Origin of the sequence: Spirillospora sp. NPDC048823, from assembly GCF_043198445.1 — a bacterium.
Classification (GTDB): Bacteria; Actinomycetota; Actinomycetes; order Streptosporangiales; family Streptosporangiaceae; genus Spirillospora.
Genome location: NZ_JBICUT010000003.1, coordinates 129,210 through 144,923 on the forward strand (window position 1 = coordinate 129,210; position 15,714 = coordinate 144,923).

Sequence of the window (15,714 nt, forward strand, 5' to 3'; positions counted from 1 at the left end):
CGGGAACGGCGCGCATGGGCACCATCGGTGAAGCGGGGGAGTTCGGGCTGATCGCCCGGCTGACGCGGCGGCTGCCGCAGGGCCCGGCCGTGCTGCTCGGCCCCGGCGACGACGCGGCGGTGGTCGCCGCGCCGGACGGGCGCGTCGTGGCCACCACCGACCTTCTCGTCGAAGGCCGTCATTTCCGCCGCGACTGGTCCGGCCCGTACGACATCGGACGCAAGGCCGCCGCGCAGAACCTCGCCGACGTCGTCGCCATGGGCGCCCGCCCCACCGCGCTGCTGGTCGGGTTCGCCGCCCCGCCCGCCACCGCCGCCGGCTGGGCCGAGCGGCTCTACGACGGGCTCGCCGACGAATGCCGCGAGGCCGGCGCCGCCGTCGCCGGCGGCGACGTCGTCGGCGCCCCGGAGATCACGCTCGCCGTCACCGCGCTCGGCGACCTGGGCGGCGGCGCGCCGCTCACCCGGTCCGGGGCGCGTCCGGGCGACATCGTGGCCGTCCGGGGGCGGCTCGGCCACGCCGCCGCCGGGCTGGCGCTCCTCGGCGCCGGACGCGACGGGCCCGCCGAGCTGATCGCGGCCCACCGCCGTCCGAGGCCCCCGTACGAGGCGGGACGGGAGGCGAGGTCCCACGGCGCCACCGCCCTGCTGGACGTGAGCGACGGGCTCGTCCAGGACCTCGGGCACATCGCCGCCGCGAGCGGCGTCCGGATCGACGTCGACTCCGCGGCCGTACCCGTCCCGGAGATCCTCGGGCCGGACGGGCTGCGCCATGCCCTCACGGGTGGCGAAGACCACGCATTCGCCGGAACCTTCCCCGCGAATGCCGTTCTGCCCTCATCCTGGAGAAGGATCGGAATCGTCACCGAAGGGGCGGGGGTGCGCGTGGACGGCAGCGAGCCACAGGACGGTGGATGGGACCATTTCCGGCCGTGAACGCGGGGTTCACGGAACGCGTACGGAACCATGCGTTGACGGATCCTGTAGGCATGTTTGGTATTGGTTTGGTATACATCCTGTGATCGAAGAGGGATGGGATGGGACGACACAGCAGGGTTGAGCAACCGGACGACGACCCCGTACCGGGTACCGGTGCGTCCCGGGGGCCGTTCTACGGCGCTCCACCCGGCCGGCCCTACGACGCCTTCTCCGGACCGACCGACGACCAGGTCTACGTGTCGCCGCACGACCGCATCTCGACCGGCCCGCCGCCGGACGCGGAACGCGAGAACGGACCCCCGCCCCGCCGCCTGTTCGAACCGCTCCCGGGCGACTATCCCGGTGACTTTCCAGGTGCTCCCGGTCCCTATCCCGCGGCCGCCGAACGGCCCCCCGCGCGGCTCCCCGACCTGCCGGACCTCCGGCCCCGCCCGGCCGCGTCAGGCGGGCGGCGATGGCTCAAGTCCCTCTCGGTGCTCCCCGTCCCCCTCATGCCGATCCTCGCGCTCGTCATCGCCGTCGGGATCGTCTCCTACGCGCTGAGCACCCAGCAGATCTCCCTCAATTTCGCCGGCGGCGCACCCCAGAACACCCAGACCGACCAGCGTGACAGCCAGGTCTCCCAGCGCGGGCCGGGCGAACGCGCCAGCCGCGGCGCCGGCCGCTCCGACGGCCTCGTCATCGCGTTCCGTGTCGCGTCCAAGGCCCCCGGCGGTTTCAAGGCGACCGCCACGATCGCCAACAAGGGCCCGCGGCCCGTCGGCAAGTGGGCGCTCGCCTTCAAGATCCCGACCGCCTCGGTCACCGCCGTCAGCGGCGCCACCGTCGTCCGGACGGGCGAGGTCCCGTTCGTCCGCGGCCGCGCAGGGATCGCGCCCGGCGAGACCGTGCGGATCGTCTTCGCCGCGCGGGGCACCGCCGCCACGCCGACTTCGTGCGTCCTGAACGGCAAGCCCTGCGCCATCGTCTGAGCCGTCCCGGCGGCCGCGGCCGCCCAGTCCCTCAGACCGCCATAAAGTGGACGGCATGTCGCACACTCCGCCCGCGCCCCAGGCCCCGCCCCTCGTGCTCACCGTCGCGGGCTCCGACTCCGGAGGCGGCGCCGGCATCCAGGCGGACCTGAAGACGATGCTCGCCCTCGGCGTCCACGGGATGAGCGTCATCGCCGCCGTCACCGCGCAGAACTCCGTCGGCGTCCAGGGCTACTGGGAACTGCCGCCCGAGGCGGTGCGGGCCCAGCTCGACTCCGTCCTGTCCGACATCGGCGTCCACGCGATCAAGACGGGGATGCTCGCGTCCACGGTCCTGGTCGAGACCGTCGCCGAGGCCCTCGCCGCCACTGACGCGCCGGCCGTCGTCGACCCCGTGGGCGTCTCCAAGCACGGCGACGCGCTCCTCGCACCCGACGCCGTCCACGCCGTCCGCTCGGCGCTGCTGCCGGCCGCGACCGTCGTCACTCCCAACCTGTACGAGGTGGAGCAGCTCACCGGCGTCAAGGTCGTCGACGAGGCGGGTCTGCGCGAGGCCGCCGAGGCCGTCAAGGCGCTCGGCCCGCGATGGGTCCTGATCAAGGGCGGGCATCTGCCGGGCGAGCCCGCCGACCTGCTGTTCGACGGAGAGCACGAGCACCGCTTCACCGCGCCGCGGCACGACAACCGGCACACCCACGGCACCGGCTGCACGCTCGCGTCCGCGATCGCGTCCCACCTGGCGCTGGGCGACGACGTCCCCACGGCGGTCGGGAAGGCGAAGGAGTACGTGACGGGCGCGATCGCCGCGGGCTTCCCGCTCGGCACCGGCATCGGCCCCGTCGACCACGCCTGGCGCCATCGCGTCTGAGAAACACGAAAGCCGGCTCACCGGACCGAACCGATGAGCCGGCCGAAGCCGAGGATTTATGTCGAACCGCCGTCGAGCGGCGCCTGCGCTCGGCCGGCGCTCCGCCCCTGGACGGTGCTCAGACCGTGGGCTTGACGACCTTGCCGGCCTTGATGCAGGACGTGCAGGCGTTGATCCGCTTGGTGCTGCCGTTCACGACGGCGCGCACACGCTGGATGTTGGGGTTCCAGCGGCGCGGGGTGCGGCGGTGCGAGTGGGAGACGCGCATGCCGAAACCGGGTCCCTTGCCGCAGACGTCGCAGACGGAAGCCACGGGAAACTCCAAGTGGGTGTCGATGCTCTGAACCGGAGCGCCGTCCGATGCCGCCGGCAGCCGGCCGGGGATCACGGGTGCTCACTGATAGGCGCCTCGGACGAGGCGCACGGATCAGACTAGCCGACGCCCCGCCGGGTACGCGAATCGCCTCGCGCACCGCCGGTTTCCCCGGACGGCGCGTGCACGATACAGAAGAGGTGCGAGACGGCGAGAGGGGCGGGTCCGTGGGTGAGGTCCTCGATGGGGCGGCGGTACGGCGGTGGTGCAGGTCCGCGGCCGAGGCGCTGGGACGCACGCGCGCGGAGATCGACGCGCTCAACGTCTTCCCCGTCCCGGACGGCGACACCGGCACGAACCTGCACCTGACCGTGATCGCCGCGGCGGACGCGCTGGACGAGCTCCCCGAGACCGCGGACACCGCGCGGATCTGGCGGGCACTGGCGCAGGGCGCGCTGCTGGGCGCGCGGGGCAACTCCGGCGTGATCCTCAGCCAGGTGTTTCGCGGGCTCGCCGACGTCCTCGGCCCGCTGGAGGCACCGCCGGACGGCGCGGCGTTCGCGGGGGCCCTCGACCACGCGTCCGGCCTGGCCCGCGGTGCCGTGGAGCACCCCGTCGAGGGGACGATCCTGACCGTCCTCGCCGAAGCCGCCTCGGCCTGCACATCGGGGACGTCCGGAACCGGACTCGCCGAGGCGACGCGGACCGCGGCCGGCGGGGCCCGGAGGGCGCTCGGCCGCACGACCGCCCAGCTGGACGTGCTGGCCCGCAGCGGCGTCGTGGACGCGGGCGCCGCCGGGCTCTGCGTGGTGCTCGACGTCCTCGCCGCCGTGATCACCGAGGAGTACCCCGAGCGGTACGAGGTCCCCGCCCGCGCCGCCGGGCCGCCGGCGCCCGCCGCGGAGCGCCCGCGGCCGCACGGACCCGGCTACGAGGTCATGTACCTGCTGGACGCCCCGGACGACGCCGTCCACGCCCTCCGGGAGAAGCTGGACGGCCTCGGGGACTCCCTCGTCGTGGTGGGCGGCGACGGCCTGTGGAACGTCCACGTCCATGTGGACGACGCCGGATCCGCGATCGAGGCGGGCATGACCGCGGGACGCCCGCACCGGATCCGCGTCACCTACCTGCACGCCGGCGCCGGCGAGCATCCGCAGGCACCGCACACCGGACGCGCGGTGATCGCCGTCACCGCCGCCGGCGGGCTGGCCGCACTGTTCGAGCAGTGCGGCGCGCGCGTCGTCCGGCGCGAACCCGGCACGGTGCCGCCGCTGGCGGTGCTGGCCGACGCGATCCTCACGGCGGGCGACGAGGTGACCGTCCTGCCGAACGAGCCCGAGGTCCTCGCACTCGCCGAAGCCGCCGCAGAGCGCGCGCGGGACGGCGGCGCCCGGATCGCGGTGGTGCCGACGAAGGCGTCCGTCCAGGGGCTGGCGGCCCTGGCGGTGCACGACCCGCTGCGCCGCTTCGGCGAGGACGTCATCGAGATGACCCGCGCCGCCGGCGCCACCCGCTTCGGGCACCTGGAGGTCGCCGGGCAGGAGGCCGTGACGAGCGTCGGACTCTGCCAGCCCGGTGACGTCCTCGGCCTCATCGAGGGCGATGTCGTCACGATCGGCGCGGACGTCACCGAGGTCGCCCGGAACCTGCTCGACCGCATGCTGTCCGGTGGCGGCGAGCTCGTGACGCTGATCGCCGGCACCCACGCGCCCCCCGCGCTCGCCGAGATCCTTGAAGGGCACCTGTGCGGCGACCACCCCGACGTCGAGGTCGGCGTTTACGACGGCGGCCAGGAACGGTACCCGCTGCTCATCGGCGTTGAGTGATTCTCGTCGCCGTCATGGGCTAGAAAAGACTGCGTGGCGAATCTCGACGAGCCGTTGCGCAAGGTCCTCGGCGACAAGACGGCCAAGGCGCTGGAGAAGGGCCTCGACCTGCACACGGTCGGCGACCTCCTGCACCACTACCCGCGCCGCTACGCCCACCGCGGCGAGCTGACCCGGCTCAGCGGCCTGCAGGACGGCGAGCACGTCACAGTCATGGCGGAGGTCGAGAAGGTGCAGGGCCGCAGCCTCACCCGCAGCCCCGGCTACGTCCTGGAGATCACCGTCACGGACGGCACCGGGCTGCTGAAGCTGAGCTTCTTCGGCCGCAAAGGCTCCTACCGGCCGGAGAAGGACCTGTCGCCCGGCACCCGCGGCCTGTTCGCCGGGAAGATCAGCACCTACCGGCCCCGCAGCGGCAAGGAGGTGCGGCAGCTCACCCACCCGCAGTACAAGGTCGTCGCGGAGAAGGGCGCGGAAGAGGCCGCGCAGGAGTGGGCCGACGAGATCATCCCGATCTACCCGTCCACCAAGGCGCTGCCCATCGAGACGATCGGCACGTCCGTCGGAACCGTCCTCGACCAGCTCAGCCTCCCCGCCGACCCGATGCCCGGCGCCCTCCTGAAACGACGCCGCCTGATCGGCCTGCGCGACGCGTACGAGGGCATCCACCGCCCGCGCACCTGGGACGAACTGGGCCGCGCCCGCGCCCGCCTCAAGTGGGACGAGGCGTTCGTCGTCCAGGTGGCCCTGGCCCAGCGCCGCCTCGCCGCCGCCGCGCTCCCCGCGACGCCCCGTCCCCCCGCCTTCGGCGGCCTCCAGTCGGAGTTCGACGCCCGCCTGCCCTTCGAACTCACCAAGGGCCAGCGTGAGGTGGGCGAAGAGCTGGCGGCGGACCTGGCACTGGAACACCCCATGCACCGCCTCCTCCAGGGAGATGTCGGAGCGGGGAAGACGGTGGTCGCGCTGCGGGCGATGCTTCAGGTCGTGGACAACGGCGGGCAGGCGGCGCTGCTCGCGCCCACCGAGGTCCTCGCCCAGCAGCACTACCGGTCGATCACCGGCATGCTCGGCGACCTGGCCCAGGCGGGCCAGATCGGCGGCGCCGACAACGCCACCCGGGTCGCGTTGCTCACCGGCTCGCAAGGCGCGAAGGCGCGCAAGGCGGCACTGCTGGACGCGGCGTCCGGCGCCGCCGGAATCGTCGTCGGAACCCACGCGCTCCTGCAGGAGAGCGTCCAGTTCGCCGACCTGGGGCTCGTCGTCGTGGACGAGCAGCACCGTTTCGGCGTCGAGCAGCGCGACGCCCTGCGTGAGAAGACCGGAGGCGGCCGCCCGCACGTCCTGGTCATGACGGCGACACCGATCCCGCGCACGGTCGCGATGACCGTCTTCGGGGACCTGGAGACCTCCGTCCTCGGGCAGCTTCCGGCGGGCCGGTCGGAGATCCAGACCCACGTGGTGCCGCCGGAGAAACCCGCGTTCTTCGCCCGCACCTGGGAGCGCATCCGGGAGGAGGCGGGCAAGGGACGCCAGATCTACATCGTCTGCCCGCGCATCGGCGAGAAGGAGGGCGACGAGGGCGACGCCATGGACGCCGGCGACGAGTCCTCCCGCCGGTCCCCCATCGGGATCATGGAGGTGCTGCCCAAACTGGAGGAGCTGCTCGCCGGCGTGCGCATCGGCGTCCTGCACGGCAAGCTGCACCCTGACGAGAAGGACGCGGTGATGCGCCGCTTCACCGACCGGGACCTGGACGTCCTGCTCGCCACCACGGTCATCGAGGTCGGCGTCGACGTCCCCAACGCCACCGTCATGGTGATCATGGATGCGGACCGGTTCGGCGTCTCGCAGCTCCACCAGCTCCGCGGCCGCGTCGGCCGCGGCACGCTGCACGGCCTGTGCCTCCTCGTCACCGACGCCGAACCCGGAAGCAAGGCCCGCGAACGGCTCGACGCGGTCGCGTCCACCACCGACGGTTTCCGGCTGTCCCGCCTCGACCTGGAGCAGCGCCGCGAGGGCGACGTCCTCGGCGCCGCGCAGGCCGGCCGCACGTCCAGCCTCCGGCTGCTCACCCTCCACCGCGACGAGGACGTCATCCGCGACGCCCGCGAGGAGGCCACGGCCTTGGTCGAATCCGACCCCGACCTGTCCGCCCACCCGGGCCTGGCCACCGTCCTCACCTCCCTCCTCGACGAAGACCGCGCCGACTTCCTCGAAAAGGCCTGAACCCGGGGGCCGCCGCCCGATGACTCAGAACGCACGGCCGGTCACGGACGTCTAACGTGTCGTCAGTGGTTGGTGGCCATCCAGGCCCGGGCGGGTACGGCTTCCGTGGCGGGTTCGTGTGCGACGGAGGAGCTCCCATGACGGCCGTTGGTCCCCTGCTGCCGGACGACCCGGTGCGGCTTGGACGGTATGAGCTGGTCGGGCGGCTGGGGGAGGGCGGTCAGAGCATCGTCTACCTGGGGCGTCGCGAGGACGGCGTGGAGGCGGCGGTGAAGCTGCTGCGCGACCGGCTCAGCCGTGATCCGGAGTGGCGGGCGCGGTTCGAGCGGGAACTGGGGATGATCGGGCGGGTCGCCGGGTTCTGTACCGCGCAGGTCGTGGACGCCGACGTCTCCGGTGATCTGCCGTACGTCGTCAGCGAGTACGTGCCGGGGCCGTCGCTGAGCGGGCTCGTGAACGAGCAGGGGCCGCGGACGGGGACCGATCTCGACCGGCTGGCGATCGGCACGGTGACGGCGCTGGCGGCGATCCACCGGGCGGGGATCCTGCACCGCGACTTCAAGCCGTCCAACGTGCTGATGGGGCCGGACGGGCCGCGCGTCATCGACTTCGGCATCGCGCGGGTCATCGGCTCGTCGGCGGCCAAGGGCAGCGGTGTCCTGGGGACGCCGTCGTACATGGCGCCCGAGCAGGTCACCGACGCGGAACTGGGCACGGGTGTGGACCTGTTCACGTGGGCGGCGACGATGCTGTTCGCGGCGACCGGGCGGCATCCGTTCGGCAACGACACGATCTCCGCGGTCTTCCACCGGATCCTGCACTACGAGCCCGACATGTCGGCGCTGCCGGAGTCGCTGCGCGGGGCCGTCGCGTCCTGTCTGGCGAAGGACCCGGCGATGCGTCCGGAGGCGCAGCAGGTCCTGCTGAACCTGCTCGGCGGTGAGGCCCCGGCGGGCCCGGCGGACGAGGGGACGCTCAGCACCGGCGCCGACTTCGCGAGGGCGCCGCTCGCGCCGCCGACCGTGGGGCGGCCGGGTCATCTGGCCGGCCCGGACTCGGGCGGGACGGCCCCGGCGCCGCAGCCGCAGACGGTCCCGCCGGTGCGCCGGCGGCGGACGCTGGGCATCGTCGCCGCCGTCGCGGCGCCGCTGCTCGCGCTGGCCGCGGGCGGGGCGGCGTGGGCGCTGCTGTCGGGCGGCTCGGGGAAGGACCCCGCGAAGGCGGACACCGGTCCCGCCGCGCCGCCCGCCGCGGCGGTGGAGGCGGTCGGGCCGGCCTCGCGGGCGATCGAGACGGTGCTGACCTTCGACCACGCGTCGCTCGACGAGAACATGGCGGCGGCGCACCGGCTGTCCACGGCCCGGTACGGCGCCGACTACGACCGGCAGCTCGCGACCCGCGACTACCGCGAGGAGTTGAAGGACAAGAAGGGCTCGGTCACCGCCGACGTCGTCGACGCCGCCGTGGTGACCGCCTCGCCGGGCAAGGTGACGGTCCTGTCGTATGTGCGGCGGACGGTGCGCGCGGAGAACGCCGACCCGGGCAGGCTCCAGGACCCGATGCGGGCGACCATGGTCGAACGGGGCGGCGGCTGGCTGCTCGACAGCCTCTACTCGCTGAAGGCGGGCTCCACCCGGGCCGACACGGCGGGCGCGGCCTGGCCCGGCCCGCAGGCCCGGGGGGCGCTGGACGCCGTGTCCCGGGACCCGTCCGTGGCGTCCGGGACGCCGGTGGAGATCGGCCTGCGTCCGGCCGGGCAGCAGGACCGGCTCCTGGCACTGGTGATGCTCGGAGAGTGCGAGGGCGGCTGCACCGACCGGGATCCGGTCTCGTTCCGGAGGCTGTTGCTCCAGCGTTCGGGCGACGGCTGGAAGGTCGCGGGCTCCGAGCGTCTCTGACACGGAAAAGGCGCCCCCCTGAGGGAGACGCCCTTCCGGCGGGGTGCTCAGGACTCGCGGGCTGTCCGCCTGCGGGTCGCGGCCACCGCGGCGCCGCCCGCGGCGATGGCGGTGAGGCCGAGCGCCACCAGCGGCAGAGCGTCGGCTCCGGTGACGGGCAGCGCCTTCGGCGGCGTGAACTCGCCGGCGGCCGTGGCGCCGGGCCCCACCGCCATGCCGGACGGGAGTTCCGGCAGCAGCGGCGACGACGGCAGCGCGGGAGGTGCCGGCGACGGGCCCGGCGGCGCCGGGGTCTCCGGGGGGACCGGCGGCGTCGGGGGGATCGGGGGCGTGGGCGGGGTCGGCGGCGTCGGCGCGTCGCAGCCGGAGCCGGCGCACGCGTTGGCCGACACGTTCGCCGACAGCGGTGTGCCGCTCGCCGGGGCCACCGAGGCGCCGACGCCGGCTCCGGCGCTGACGACCCGCTTGCCGCCCGACACCTCGGCGCCGGCCTCGACCGTCACCCCGGCGCTTCCGGCGGACGACTTCGCCTCGGCCTCCACCTCGGCGCCCGCCTTGACGGTCGCGCCGGGCAGGGACGCGCTCGCGCCGGTCTTGACCCGGATGCCCGCGCCGCCGCCGGAGGTGTTGACGCCCGCGCCGAGGCCGAGGCCCGCGGAGGCGGTCTTGGTGGCCTCGTCGTATTTCAGGCCGGCGCCCAGGCGAAGGTCGAGCACGGGCTCCTTGGTGTGCTTGACGGGGGGCTGGGAGGTTTCGGCGTGTGAGACGCCGCTCATGGCGGCGATGCCCAGAACCGTCGCTCCGGCAGTCACCGCCAGTCTCCTACCGTGATGCACAGAGTTCTCCTGAGGGGATCGGTTGCACAACCTGCGAGCACGTTTACACGTCCAGTAGCGCTGTGAACAGCGTTCGCTTCATTTAGGTGTGGTTTCACAAGAGAGCACCGTGCGCGTTGTGTAGTTTTCCGGGAGCCGGCCGTGGCCGGGACCGTCGGCAGGTTCGCCGTGCATGCCGGGCCGCCGCGATACTGGGGAGATGACCAGGGTCATCGCGGGGAGCGCCGGAGGGCGGCGGCTGGCCGTCCCGGCGGGACGGGACACCAGGCCGACCAGCGACCGCGCCAGGGAGGGCCTCTTCTCCACGGTGCTGGCCCTCCTCGGCCCGCTGGACGGGCTTCGCGTCGCCGACCTGTACGCGGGGTCGGGGGCCGTCGGCCTGGAGGCGCTCTCCAGGGGTGCCGCCCACGCGCTGCTCGTCGAGTCGCATCCGCGTGCGATGAAGGTGATCCGGCAGAACGCCGAGGTCCTCGGGTTCCCGGGCGCCGTCCCGTGCCCGGACAAGGTGGAGCGGGTCGTCCGCAGACCGCCGGACGAGCCGTACGACCTGATCTTCGCGGACCCGCCGTACACGCTTGCGGACGCGTCCGTCACCGTCCTGCTGGAGAACCTGCGCGACCACGGGTGGGCCGCACCGGACGCGCTGGTCGTCGTGGAACGCGCCGCGCGAGGGCCGGCGCTGCGGTGGCCGGACGGGTACGAGGCCGAGCGGGACCGGCGCTACGGCGAGGCGACTTTCTGGTACGGGCGCGCCGCGTGGCCCTTGACATGAACGGATTCGGGTAGGGGCACGCGCATGGGACCCGGGATCGACCGCGCGCTGGCACGTACCTGGGTCGTCACCCTGGTGCTGATCATCGCGCTGATGGCGAACGTCACCTATGTGCAGGGATTCGAGGCGCAGGAGCTGCGGGACTCCGCTCTCAACGCCCGCCGGCTCGACGACCGCTTCAAGGTCGACCGCGGGCCCATCGTGGCGGACGGCGAGCGCCTCGCCTGGTCGGAGAAGATCGACGACGAGCGCTACCGGCGCCGGTACGAGGACGGCCCGGTCTTCGCGCCCGTCACCGGCTACTTCTCCGTGTTCTCCCAGACCGGCCTGGAGGAGGCCGCGAACCATTTCCTGGACGGGACCGACGACCGGCTCGCCACGTCCAACCTCATCGACAAGATCCTCGGAGAGCACGTTCCGGGCGGGACGGTCGAGGCCACCGTCGACGTCGAGGCGCAGCGCGTCGCCTACGAGGCGCTCAAGGGCGCGGGAGTGCGGCGTGCGGCGGCCGTCGTCCTCGACGCCGACACGGGCGCGATCCTGGTGATGGCCTCCACGCCGGCCTACGACCCGAACGAGGTCTCCACCCTCGACGGGGAGAAGGCGGAGGCGGCGTTCCAGCGCCTGAACGCCCAGAAGCTCAAGCCGTTGCTCAACAAGGCCACCAGGGAGCTGTTCCCGCCCGGGTCCACGTTCAAGACCGTGGTCGCCGCGGCCGCGCTGGAGGCCGGGGCGAGCAGGGACACCGGGGTCAGGGCCGGACGCAGCTACAAACCGCCGGGCGCCGGGCAGGCGATCAACAACGACGCCGGCGACATCGGCGGGGCGTGCGATCTGAAGCGGATCCCGCTCATCGAGGCGTACGCGCAGTCGTGCAACACCACGTTCGCCTACATGGGCGCGGAGGAACCCGGCAACGACGCCGTCCACGAGAAGGCCGCCGACTTCGGATTCGGTGACCGGATCGAGTACGCGGACGGCCTGCTCAGCGCCGCCTCCTCCTTCCCGCAGACCGACCAGCCGGCGCTCAGCGCGCTCGGCTCCATCGGGCAGGGCAGCACGGTCGCCACGCCGCTGCAGATGGCCATGGTCGCCGCCGCGGTCCTCAACGGCGGGGTGGTCATGCGGCCGCACCTCATCGACAGGCTGCGCGCCCCCGGCGGCCGGACGGTGGACGACATCTCGCCCGGCCGGATGTCCCGTGCCCTGACGTCCGAGCAGGCCGGGCAGATGCGGGACATGATGGAGGCCGTCGTCGAGAGGGGCACGGGCAAGTCCCTGAAGGGCACGTCCATCCTCGGCGGCAAGACGGGGACCGCCGACGTCGCCGGCGCCCCCTACAACGACCGCTGGTTCATCGGCTTCGGCCCGCGCGACGACCCGGAGTACGCGGTCGCGGTGATGACCGAGGCGCCCGGCTACGGCATCGAGTCCGGCCCGATCGCCGCCAGGATCGTCGATGCGCTGGTCCGCTGACACGTGCCGGAGCCGGACCCGGGCGAGCCCGGGTGAAAGCGGGCCGAATACGATTTGGTACGTTCGCGCCGCAGGTCAGAAACCGGGACCGAGGGGGTTCACGCCGTGCGCCGTGTCGTCTGTCCGGGATCGTTCGACCCCGTCACCAACGGGCATCTCGACATCATCAGCCGCGCCTCCCGTCTCTATGACGAGGTGGTCGTCGCCGTGCTGATCAACAAGAACAAGAAGAGCCTGTTCACCGTCGACGAACGCGCCGGCATGATCTCCGAGGTCACCAAGGAGTACGGCAACGTCAAGGTGGACACGTTCTACGGGCTCACCGTCGACTACTGCAGAGAGCAGGACATCCCGGTGATCGTCCGCGGGCTCCGGGCCGTCAGCGACTACGAGTACGAGCTGCAGATGGCCCAGATGAACCACCGGATCGCCGGAGTGGAGACGCTCTTCATGGCGACGAACCCCGAGTACGCGTTCCTTTCGTCAAGCCTGATGAAAGAGGTCGTGAAATTCGGCGGTGACATCTCCGGGCTCGTCCCCGACATCGTGCACGACCGCCTGGTCGATCGGCTCCGGCAGGACGAGTGACGGCCCCGCCCTGGTGAGGGCGCCGCGAGTTGGGGCAATGGCCGGGTCTTCGGTACCCTGTGGCATCGGCCATCACCCGCGGCCGTCATTCTCATGCCTCACGAAAGCAGGAAGCCGCTGACACGCCTCGACCCCAACGCCCCACTCGTGCTCGACACCCGAGCGTTGAGCAGGCAGCCCGGGTCGTCGCGGGAGGAGCACCTGTCCGTGCCGGCACCGGAGAATTTCGGCATCGAGATGGTGGGCGTCCCCGAAGGCGCCGCGATCGACCTGGACATCCGGCTCGAAGCGGTACTCGAAGGGGTGCTCGTCACCGGCACGGCGACGGTCCCCCTCCAGGGGGAGTGCTCCCGCTGCCTCGACCCGATCGCCTCGACCTTCGAGGCGGACTTCCAGGAACTCTTCGTCTACGACGACACCCGCTCCGGCGGGAACGCCGACGACGACGAGCTCCGCCTCGAGGGCGATCTGATCGACCTCGAACCCGTCCTGCGGGACGCGGTGGTGCTCGCGCTGCCGCTGTCCCCGCTGTGCCGGGAGGACTGCCCGGGCCTGTGCCCGGACTGCGGTGTACGGCTGGCGGACGCCGAACCCGGCCACCGCCACGACGTCGCCGACCCCCGATGGGCGGCGCTGCAGGACATGGCCGGCGACCTGGCGCCGGCTCCCCCCGGCCGGGGGGGCGGGAGCTCAGGCCCCCGTGGTTCATCCGACCGACGAGAAGGAAAGCAGGAGGGCTGACGTGGCCGTCCCCAAGCGGAAGAAGTCGCGCAGCAACACGCGGCACCGGCGTGCGCAGTGGAAGACCGCGGCGCCGAACCTGGTCGAGTGCCCGACGTGCCGCGACCACAAACTGCCCCACACCGCCTGCGCGACGTGCGGCACCTACGACCGGCGGCAGGTCATCACCCCGTCGTCCTGAGTGAACACTTCTCATCCTCGGCCGCCGGCACCCGGTGCCGGCGGCGGACCGGATGAGAGTCTCGGTCTTCTCGCATCCTGGGGGGCGGATCCGCGCGTACGGCGCGGCCCGCCCCCCGCGATGCGGCAGGACAGGCACCCGACCACCCGGCGCGTGACGTCGGCGTGGTGACCGGCGCGGACACTGCGCCCGGAGCCGTGGTGCACGCCGGGATCACCGACCGGCGCGCACCTCGTCTTCGCGGACCCTCCACGCCGAGCGTCCTCGCCGTCCCGGCCGTTCCGGCCGCGCGCCACAGACGCGACCGCGCCCTGCGCGGTGCACGGCCTGCGAGGAGGGCCCTGTGAGCGGCAAGAAAAGCGACCCCGCGCCGGATCGCGCGGAACTCAGCGGCGCGCTCGGCGTCGTCATCGACGGCGACCTGCTCGAACGCGCACTCACCCACCGTTCCTACGCCTACGAGAACGGCGGGCTGCCCACCAACGAGCGGCTGGAGTTCCTCGGCGACTCGGTGCTCGGCCTCGTCGTCACCGACACCCTGTTCCGGGGCCACCCCGACCTGCCCGAGGGGCAGCTGGCCAAGCTGCGCGCCGCCGTGGTCAACATGCGGGCCCTCGCGGGCGTCGCGCGGGGCCTCGGCGTCGGCGCCCACATCCGGCTCGGCCGCGGCGAGGAGGGCACCGGCGGCCGCGACAAGGCGTCGATACTGGCCGACACGCTGGAGGCGCTGATCGGCGCGGTCTACCTCGACCGCGGCCTGGACGAGGCGTCCGCCCTGGTGCACCGCCTCTTCGACGGGCTGATCACCCGTTCGGCGGGCCTCGGCGCCGGCCTGGACTGGAAGACCTCGCTGCAGGAGCTCACCGCGGTCGAGGAGCTCGGCGTCCCCGAGTACCACGTCGCCGAGAGCGGCCCCGACCACCAGAAGACGTTCCGTGCCACGGTACGGGTCGGCGGGACGGCCTACGGGGCCGGTGAGGGCCGCAGCAAGAAGGAGGCCGAGCAGCACGCCGCCGAGGCCGCCTGGAACGAGATCCGCCGGATCGTCGTGGAGCGTGAGGTCGCCGAGCAGGCAGATCAGACCGAGCAGGCAGACCAGGCAGATCAGGCCGAGGAGGCGCGGGAGGCCGGTCAGCGGCAGGCCGGTCAGGCGGCCCAGGCCGGTGCCTGAGCTTCCCGAGGTCGAGGTCGTCCGGCGCGGCCTGGAACGCTGGACGACCGGCCGCACCATCGAGTCCGCCGAGGTCCTGCACCCGCGGTCGGTGCGCCGCCACGAGCCCGGCCCGGCCGACTTCGCCGGACGCCTCGCCGGCCGCACCGCCCTGACACCCCGCCGCCGCGGCAAGTACCTGTGGGTGCCGCTGGGCGCGGACGGCGGCGGTGCGCCGGGGGAGGCGATGCTGGCCCACCTCGGGATGAGCGGCCAGCTGCTCGTCGGCGAGCCGGACCGGGAACGCGAAAGGCATCTGCGGGTCCGCATCGGCTTCGACGACGGCGGCCGCGACCTGCGCTTCGTCGACCAGCGCACGTTCGGGCATCTCATGGTCGCCGACCTGGTGCCCGACGTGATCGGCGGGCCGGGAGGCCCCGGGCTCGTCCCGGAGCCGATCGTGCACATCGCCGCCGATCCGCTGGAGGACGCCTTCGACGCCGAGGCGTTCTTCCGCGCCCTCCGCCGCCGCAGGACCGGGATCAAGCGGGCTCTGCTCGACCAGTCCCTGATCAGCGGCGTCGGCAACATCTACGCCGACGAGGCGCTGTGGCGGGCCAGGCTGCACTGGGCGCGGCCCACCGAGACGATGACGCGAGCGGAGGCCGCGCGCGTCCTGGAGGCCGCACAGGACGTCATGGGGGCCGCCCTGGCCGTCGGCGGGACGTCGTTCGACAGCCTGTACGTCAACGTGAACGGTGAGAGCGGTTACTTCGAACGGTCCCTGGACGCCTACGGGCGGCGCGACGAACCGTGCCGCCGCTGCGGCGCGCCGATCCGCCGCGACGAGTTCATGAACCGCTCGTCCTACACCTGCCCCGTGTGCCAGCCGCGTCCCCGCAGGGCACGGTATTAGGCGACCGGAGTCAC

At 73.1% G+C, this 15,714-nt stretch carries 15 protein-coding genes; 13 read left to right on the top strand and 2 right to left on the bottom strand.

Translation table 11 applies throughout. From position 1 onward, the window contains the following. Positions 1–14 precede the first annotated feature (14 nt). The 3 genes from ACGFK0_RS08100 to thiD all read left to right on the top strand — a co-directional run bounded on the left by ACGFK0_RS08100 (position 15) and on the right by thiD (position 2,777). Positions 15–935 carry a thiamine-phosphate kinase gene (locus ACGFK0_RS08100; RefSeq protein WP_392901718.1) on the top strand — a complete coding sequence of 307 codons (921 nt, stop codon included), beginning with the start codon at positions 15–17 and terminating at the stop codon, positions 933–935. A 101-nt stretch (positions 936–1,036) separates the two neighbouring features. After that, positions 1,037–1,909, top strand: a complete 873-nt coding sequence (locus ACGFK0_RS08105) for a cellulose binding domain-containing protein (protein WP_392901720.1) — start codon at positions 1,037–1,039, stop codon at positions 1,907–1,909. Between the two features lie 55 nt (positions 1,910–1,964). Continuing rightward, positions 1,965–2,777, top strand: a complete 813-nt coding sequence (gene thiD / locus ACGFK0_RS08110) for a bifunctional hydroxymethylpyrimidine kinase/phosphomethylpyrimidine kinase (RefSeq protein WP_392901722.1) — start codon at positions 1,965–1,967, stop codon at positions 2,775–2,777. Positions 2,778–2,895: 118 nt separating this feature from the next. Here the strand turns inward: thiD and rpmB are convergent, their stop codons facing one another. Then, the gene (gene rpmB / locus ACGFK0_RS08115) at positions 2,896–3,090 is read right to left on the bottom strand and encodes a 50S ribosomal protein L28 (RefSeq protein ID WP_030164391.1); all 195 of its coding nucleotides are present in this window, start codon (positions 3,088–3,090) and stop codon (positions 2,896–2,898) included. 227 nt (positions 3,091–3,317) lie between these two features. Here rpmB and ACGFK0_RS08120 point away from each other — a divergent pair, with 227 nt between their 5' ends. From ACGFK0_RS08120 to ACGFK0_RS08130, 3 genes are all read left to right on the top strand, one after another. Next, positions 3,318–4,916 (top strand): DAK2 domain-containing protein, encoded by a 1,599-nt coding sequence (locus tag ACGFK0_RS08120; RefSeq protein WP_392901725.1) that lies wholly within the window; start codon positions 3,318–3,320, stop codon positions 4,914–4,916. A gap of 33 nt (positions 4,917–4,949) precedes the next feature. Beyond that, entirely contained in the window at positions 4,950–7,142 is a 2,193-nt protein-coding gene (gene recG / locus ACGFK0_RS08125; protein WP_392901727.1) for an ATP-dependent DNA helicase RecG, read from the top strand. Positions 7,143–7,279: 137 nt separating this feature from the next. Then, entirely contained in the window at positions 7,280–9,040 is a 1,761-nt protein-coding gene (locus ACGFK0_RS08130; RefSeq protein ID WP_392901729.1) for a serine/threonine protein kinase, read from the top strand. 47 nt (positions 9,041–9,087) lie between these two features. Here the strand turns inward: ACGFK0_RS08130 and ACGFK0_RS08135 are convergent, their stop codons facing one another. Beyond that, the gene (locus ACGFK0_RS08135; protein WP_392901731.1) at positions 9,088–9,852 is read right to left on the bottom strand and encodes a hypothetical protein; all 765 of its coding nucleotides are present in this window, start codon (positions 9,850–9,852) and stop codon (positions 9,088–9,090) included. A gap of 223 nt (positions 9,853–10,075) precedes the next feature. Here ACGFK0_RS08135 and rsmD point away from each other — a divergent pair, with 223 nt between their 5' ends. From rsmD to mutM, 7 genes are all read left to right on the top strand, one after another. After that, positions 10,076–10,648: a 16S rRNA (guanine(966)-N(2))-methyltransferase RsmD gene (gene rsmD / locus ACGFK0_RS08140; RefSeq protein ID WP_392901733.1), complete on the top strand. Its 573-nt coding sequence runs from the start codon at positions 10,076–10,078 to the stop codon at positions 10,646–10,648. A gap of 24 nt (positions 10,649–10,672) precedes the next feature. Further along, entirely contained in the window at positions 10,673–12,124 is a 1,452-nt protein-coding gene (locus ACGFK0_RS08145; RefSeq protein ID WP_392901735.1) for a penicillin-binding transpeptidase domain-containing protein, read from the top strand. A 105-nt stretch (positions 12,125–12,229) separates the two neighbouring features. After that, positions 12,230–12,712, top strand: coding sequence for a pantetheine-phosphate adenylyltransferase (gene coaD / locus ACGFK0_RS08150; RefSeq protein WP_392901737.1), 483 nt, complete (start codon positions 12,230–12,232; stop codon positions 12,710–12,712). A gap of 93 nt (positions 12,713–12,805) precedes the next feature. Next, positions 12,806–13,453 carry a YceD family protein gene (locus ACGFK0_RS08155; RefSeq protein ID WP_392901739.1) on the top strand — a complete coding sequence of 216 codons (648 nt, stop codon included), beginning with the start codon at positions 12,806–12,808 and terminating at the stop codon, positions 13,451–13,453. A gap of 1 nt (position 13,454) precedes the next feature. Continuing rightward, positions 13,455–13,634 (top strand): 50S ribosomal protein L32, encoded by a 180-nt coding sequence (gene rpmF, locus ACGFK0_RS08160; protein WP_358451043.1) that lies wholly within the window; start codon positions 13,455–13,457, stop codon positions 13,632–13,634. Positions 13,635–13,977: 343 nt separating this feature from the next. Further along, positions 13,978–14,805, top strand: a complete 828-nt coding sequence (gene rnc, locus ACGFK0_RS08165; RefSeq protein WP_392901742.1) for a ribonuclease III — start codon at positions 13,978–13,980, stop codon at positions 14,803–14,805. After that, positions 14,798–15,700: a bifunctional DNA-formamidopyrimidine glycosylase/DNA-(apurinic or apyrimidinic site) lyase gene (gene mutM / locus ACGFK0_RS08170; RefSeq protein WP_392901744.1), complete on the top strand. Its 903-nt coding sequence runs from the start codon at positions 14,798–14,800 to the stop codon at positions 15,698–15,700. Before rnc ends, mutM begins: the two co-directional genes overlap by 8 nt. Positions 15,701–15,714: the final 14 nt, after the last annotated feature.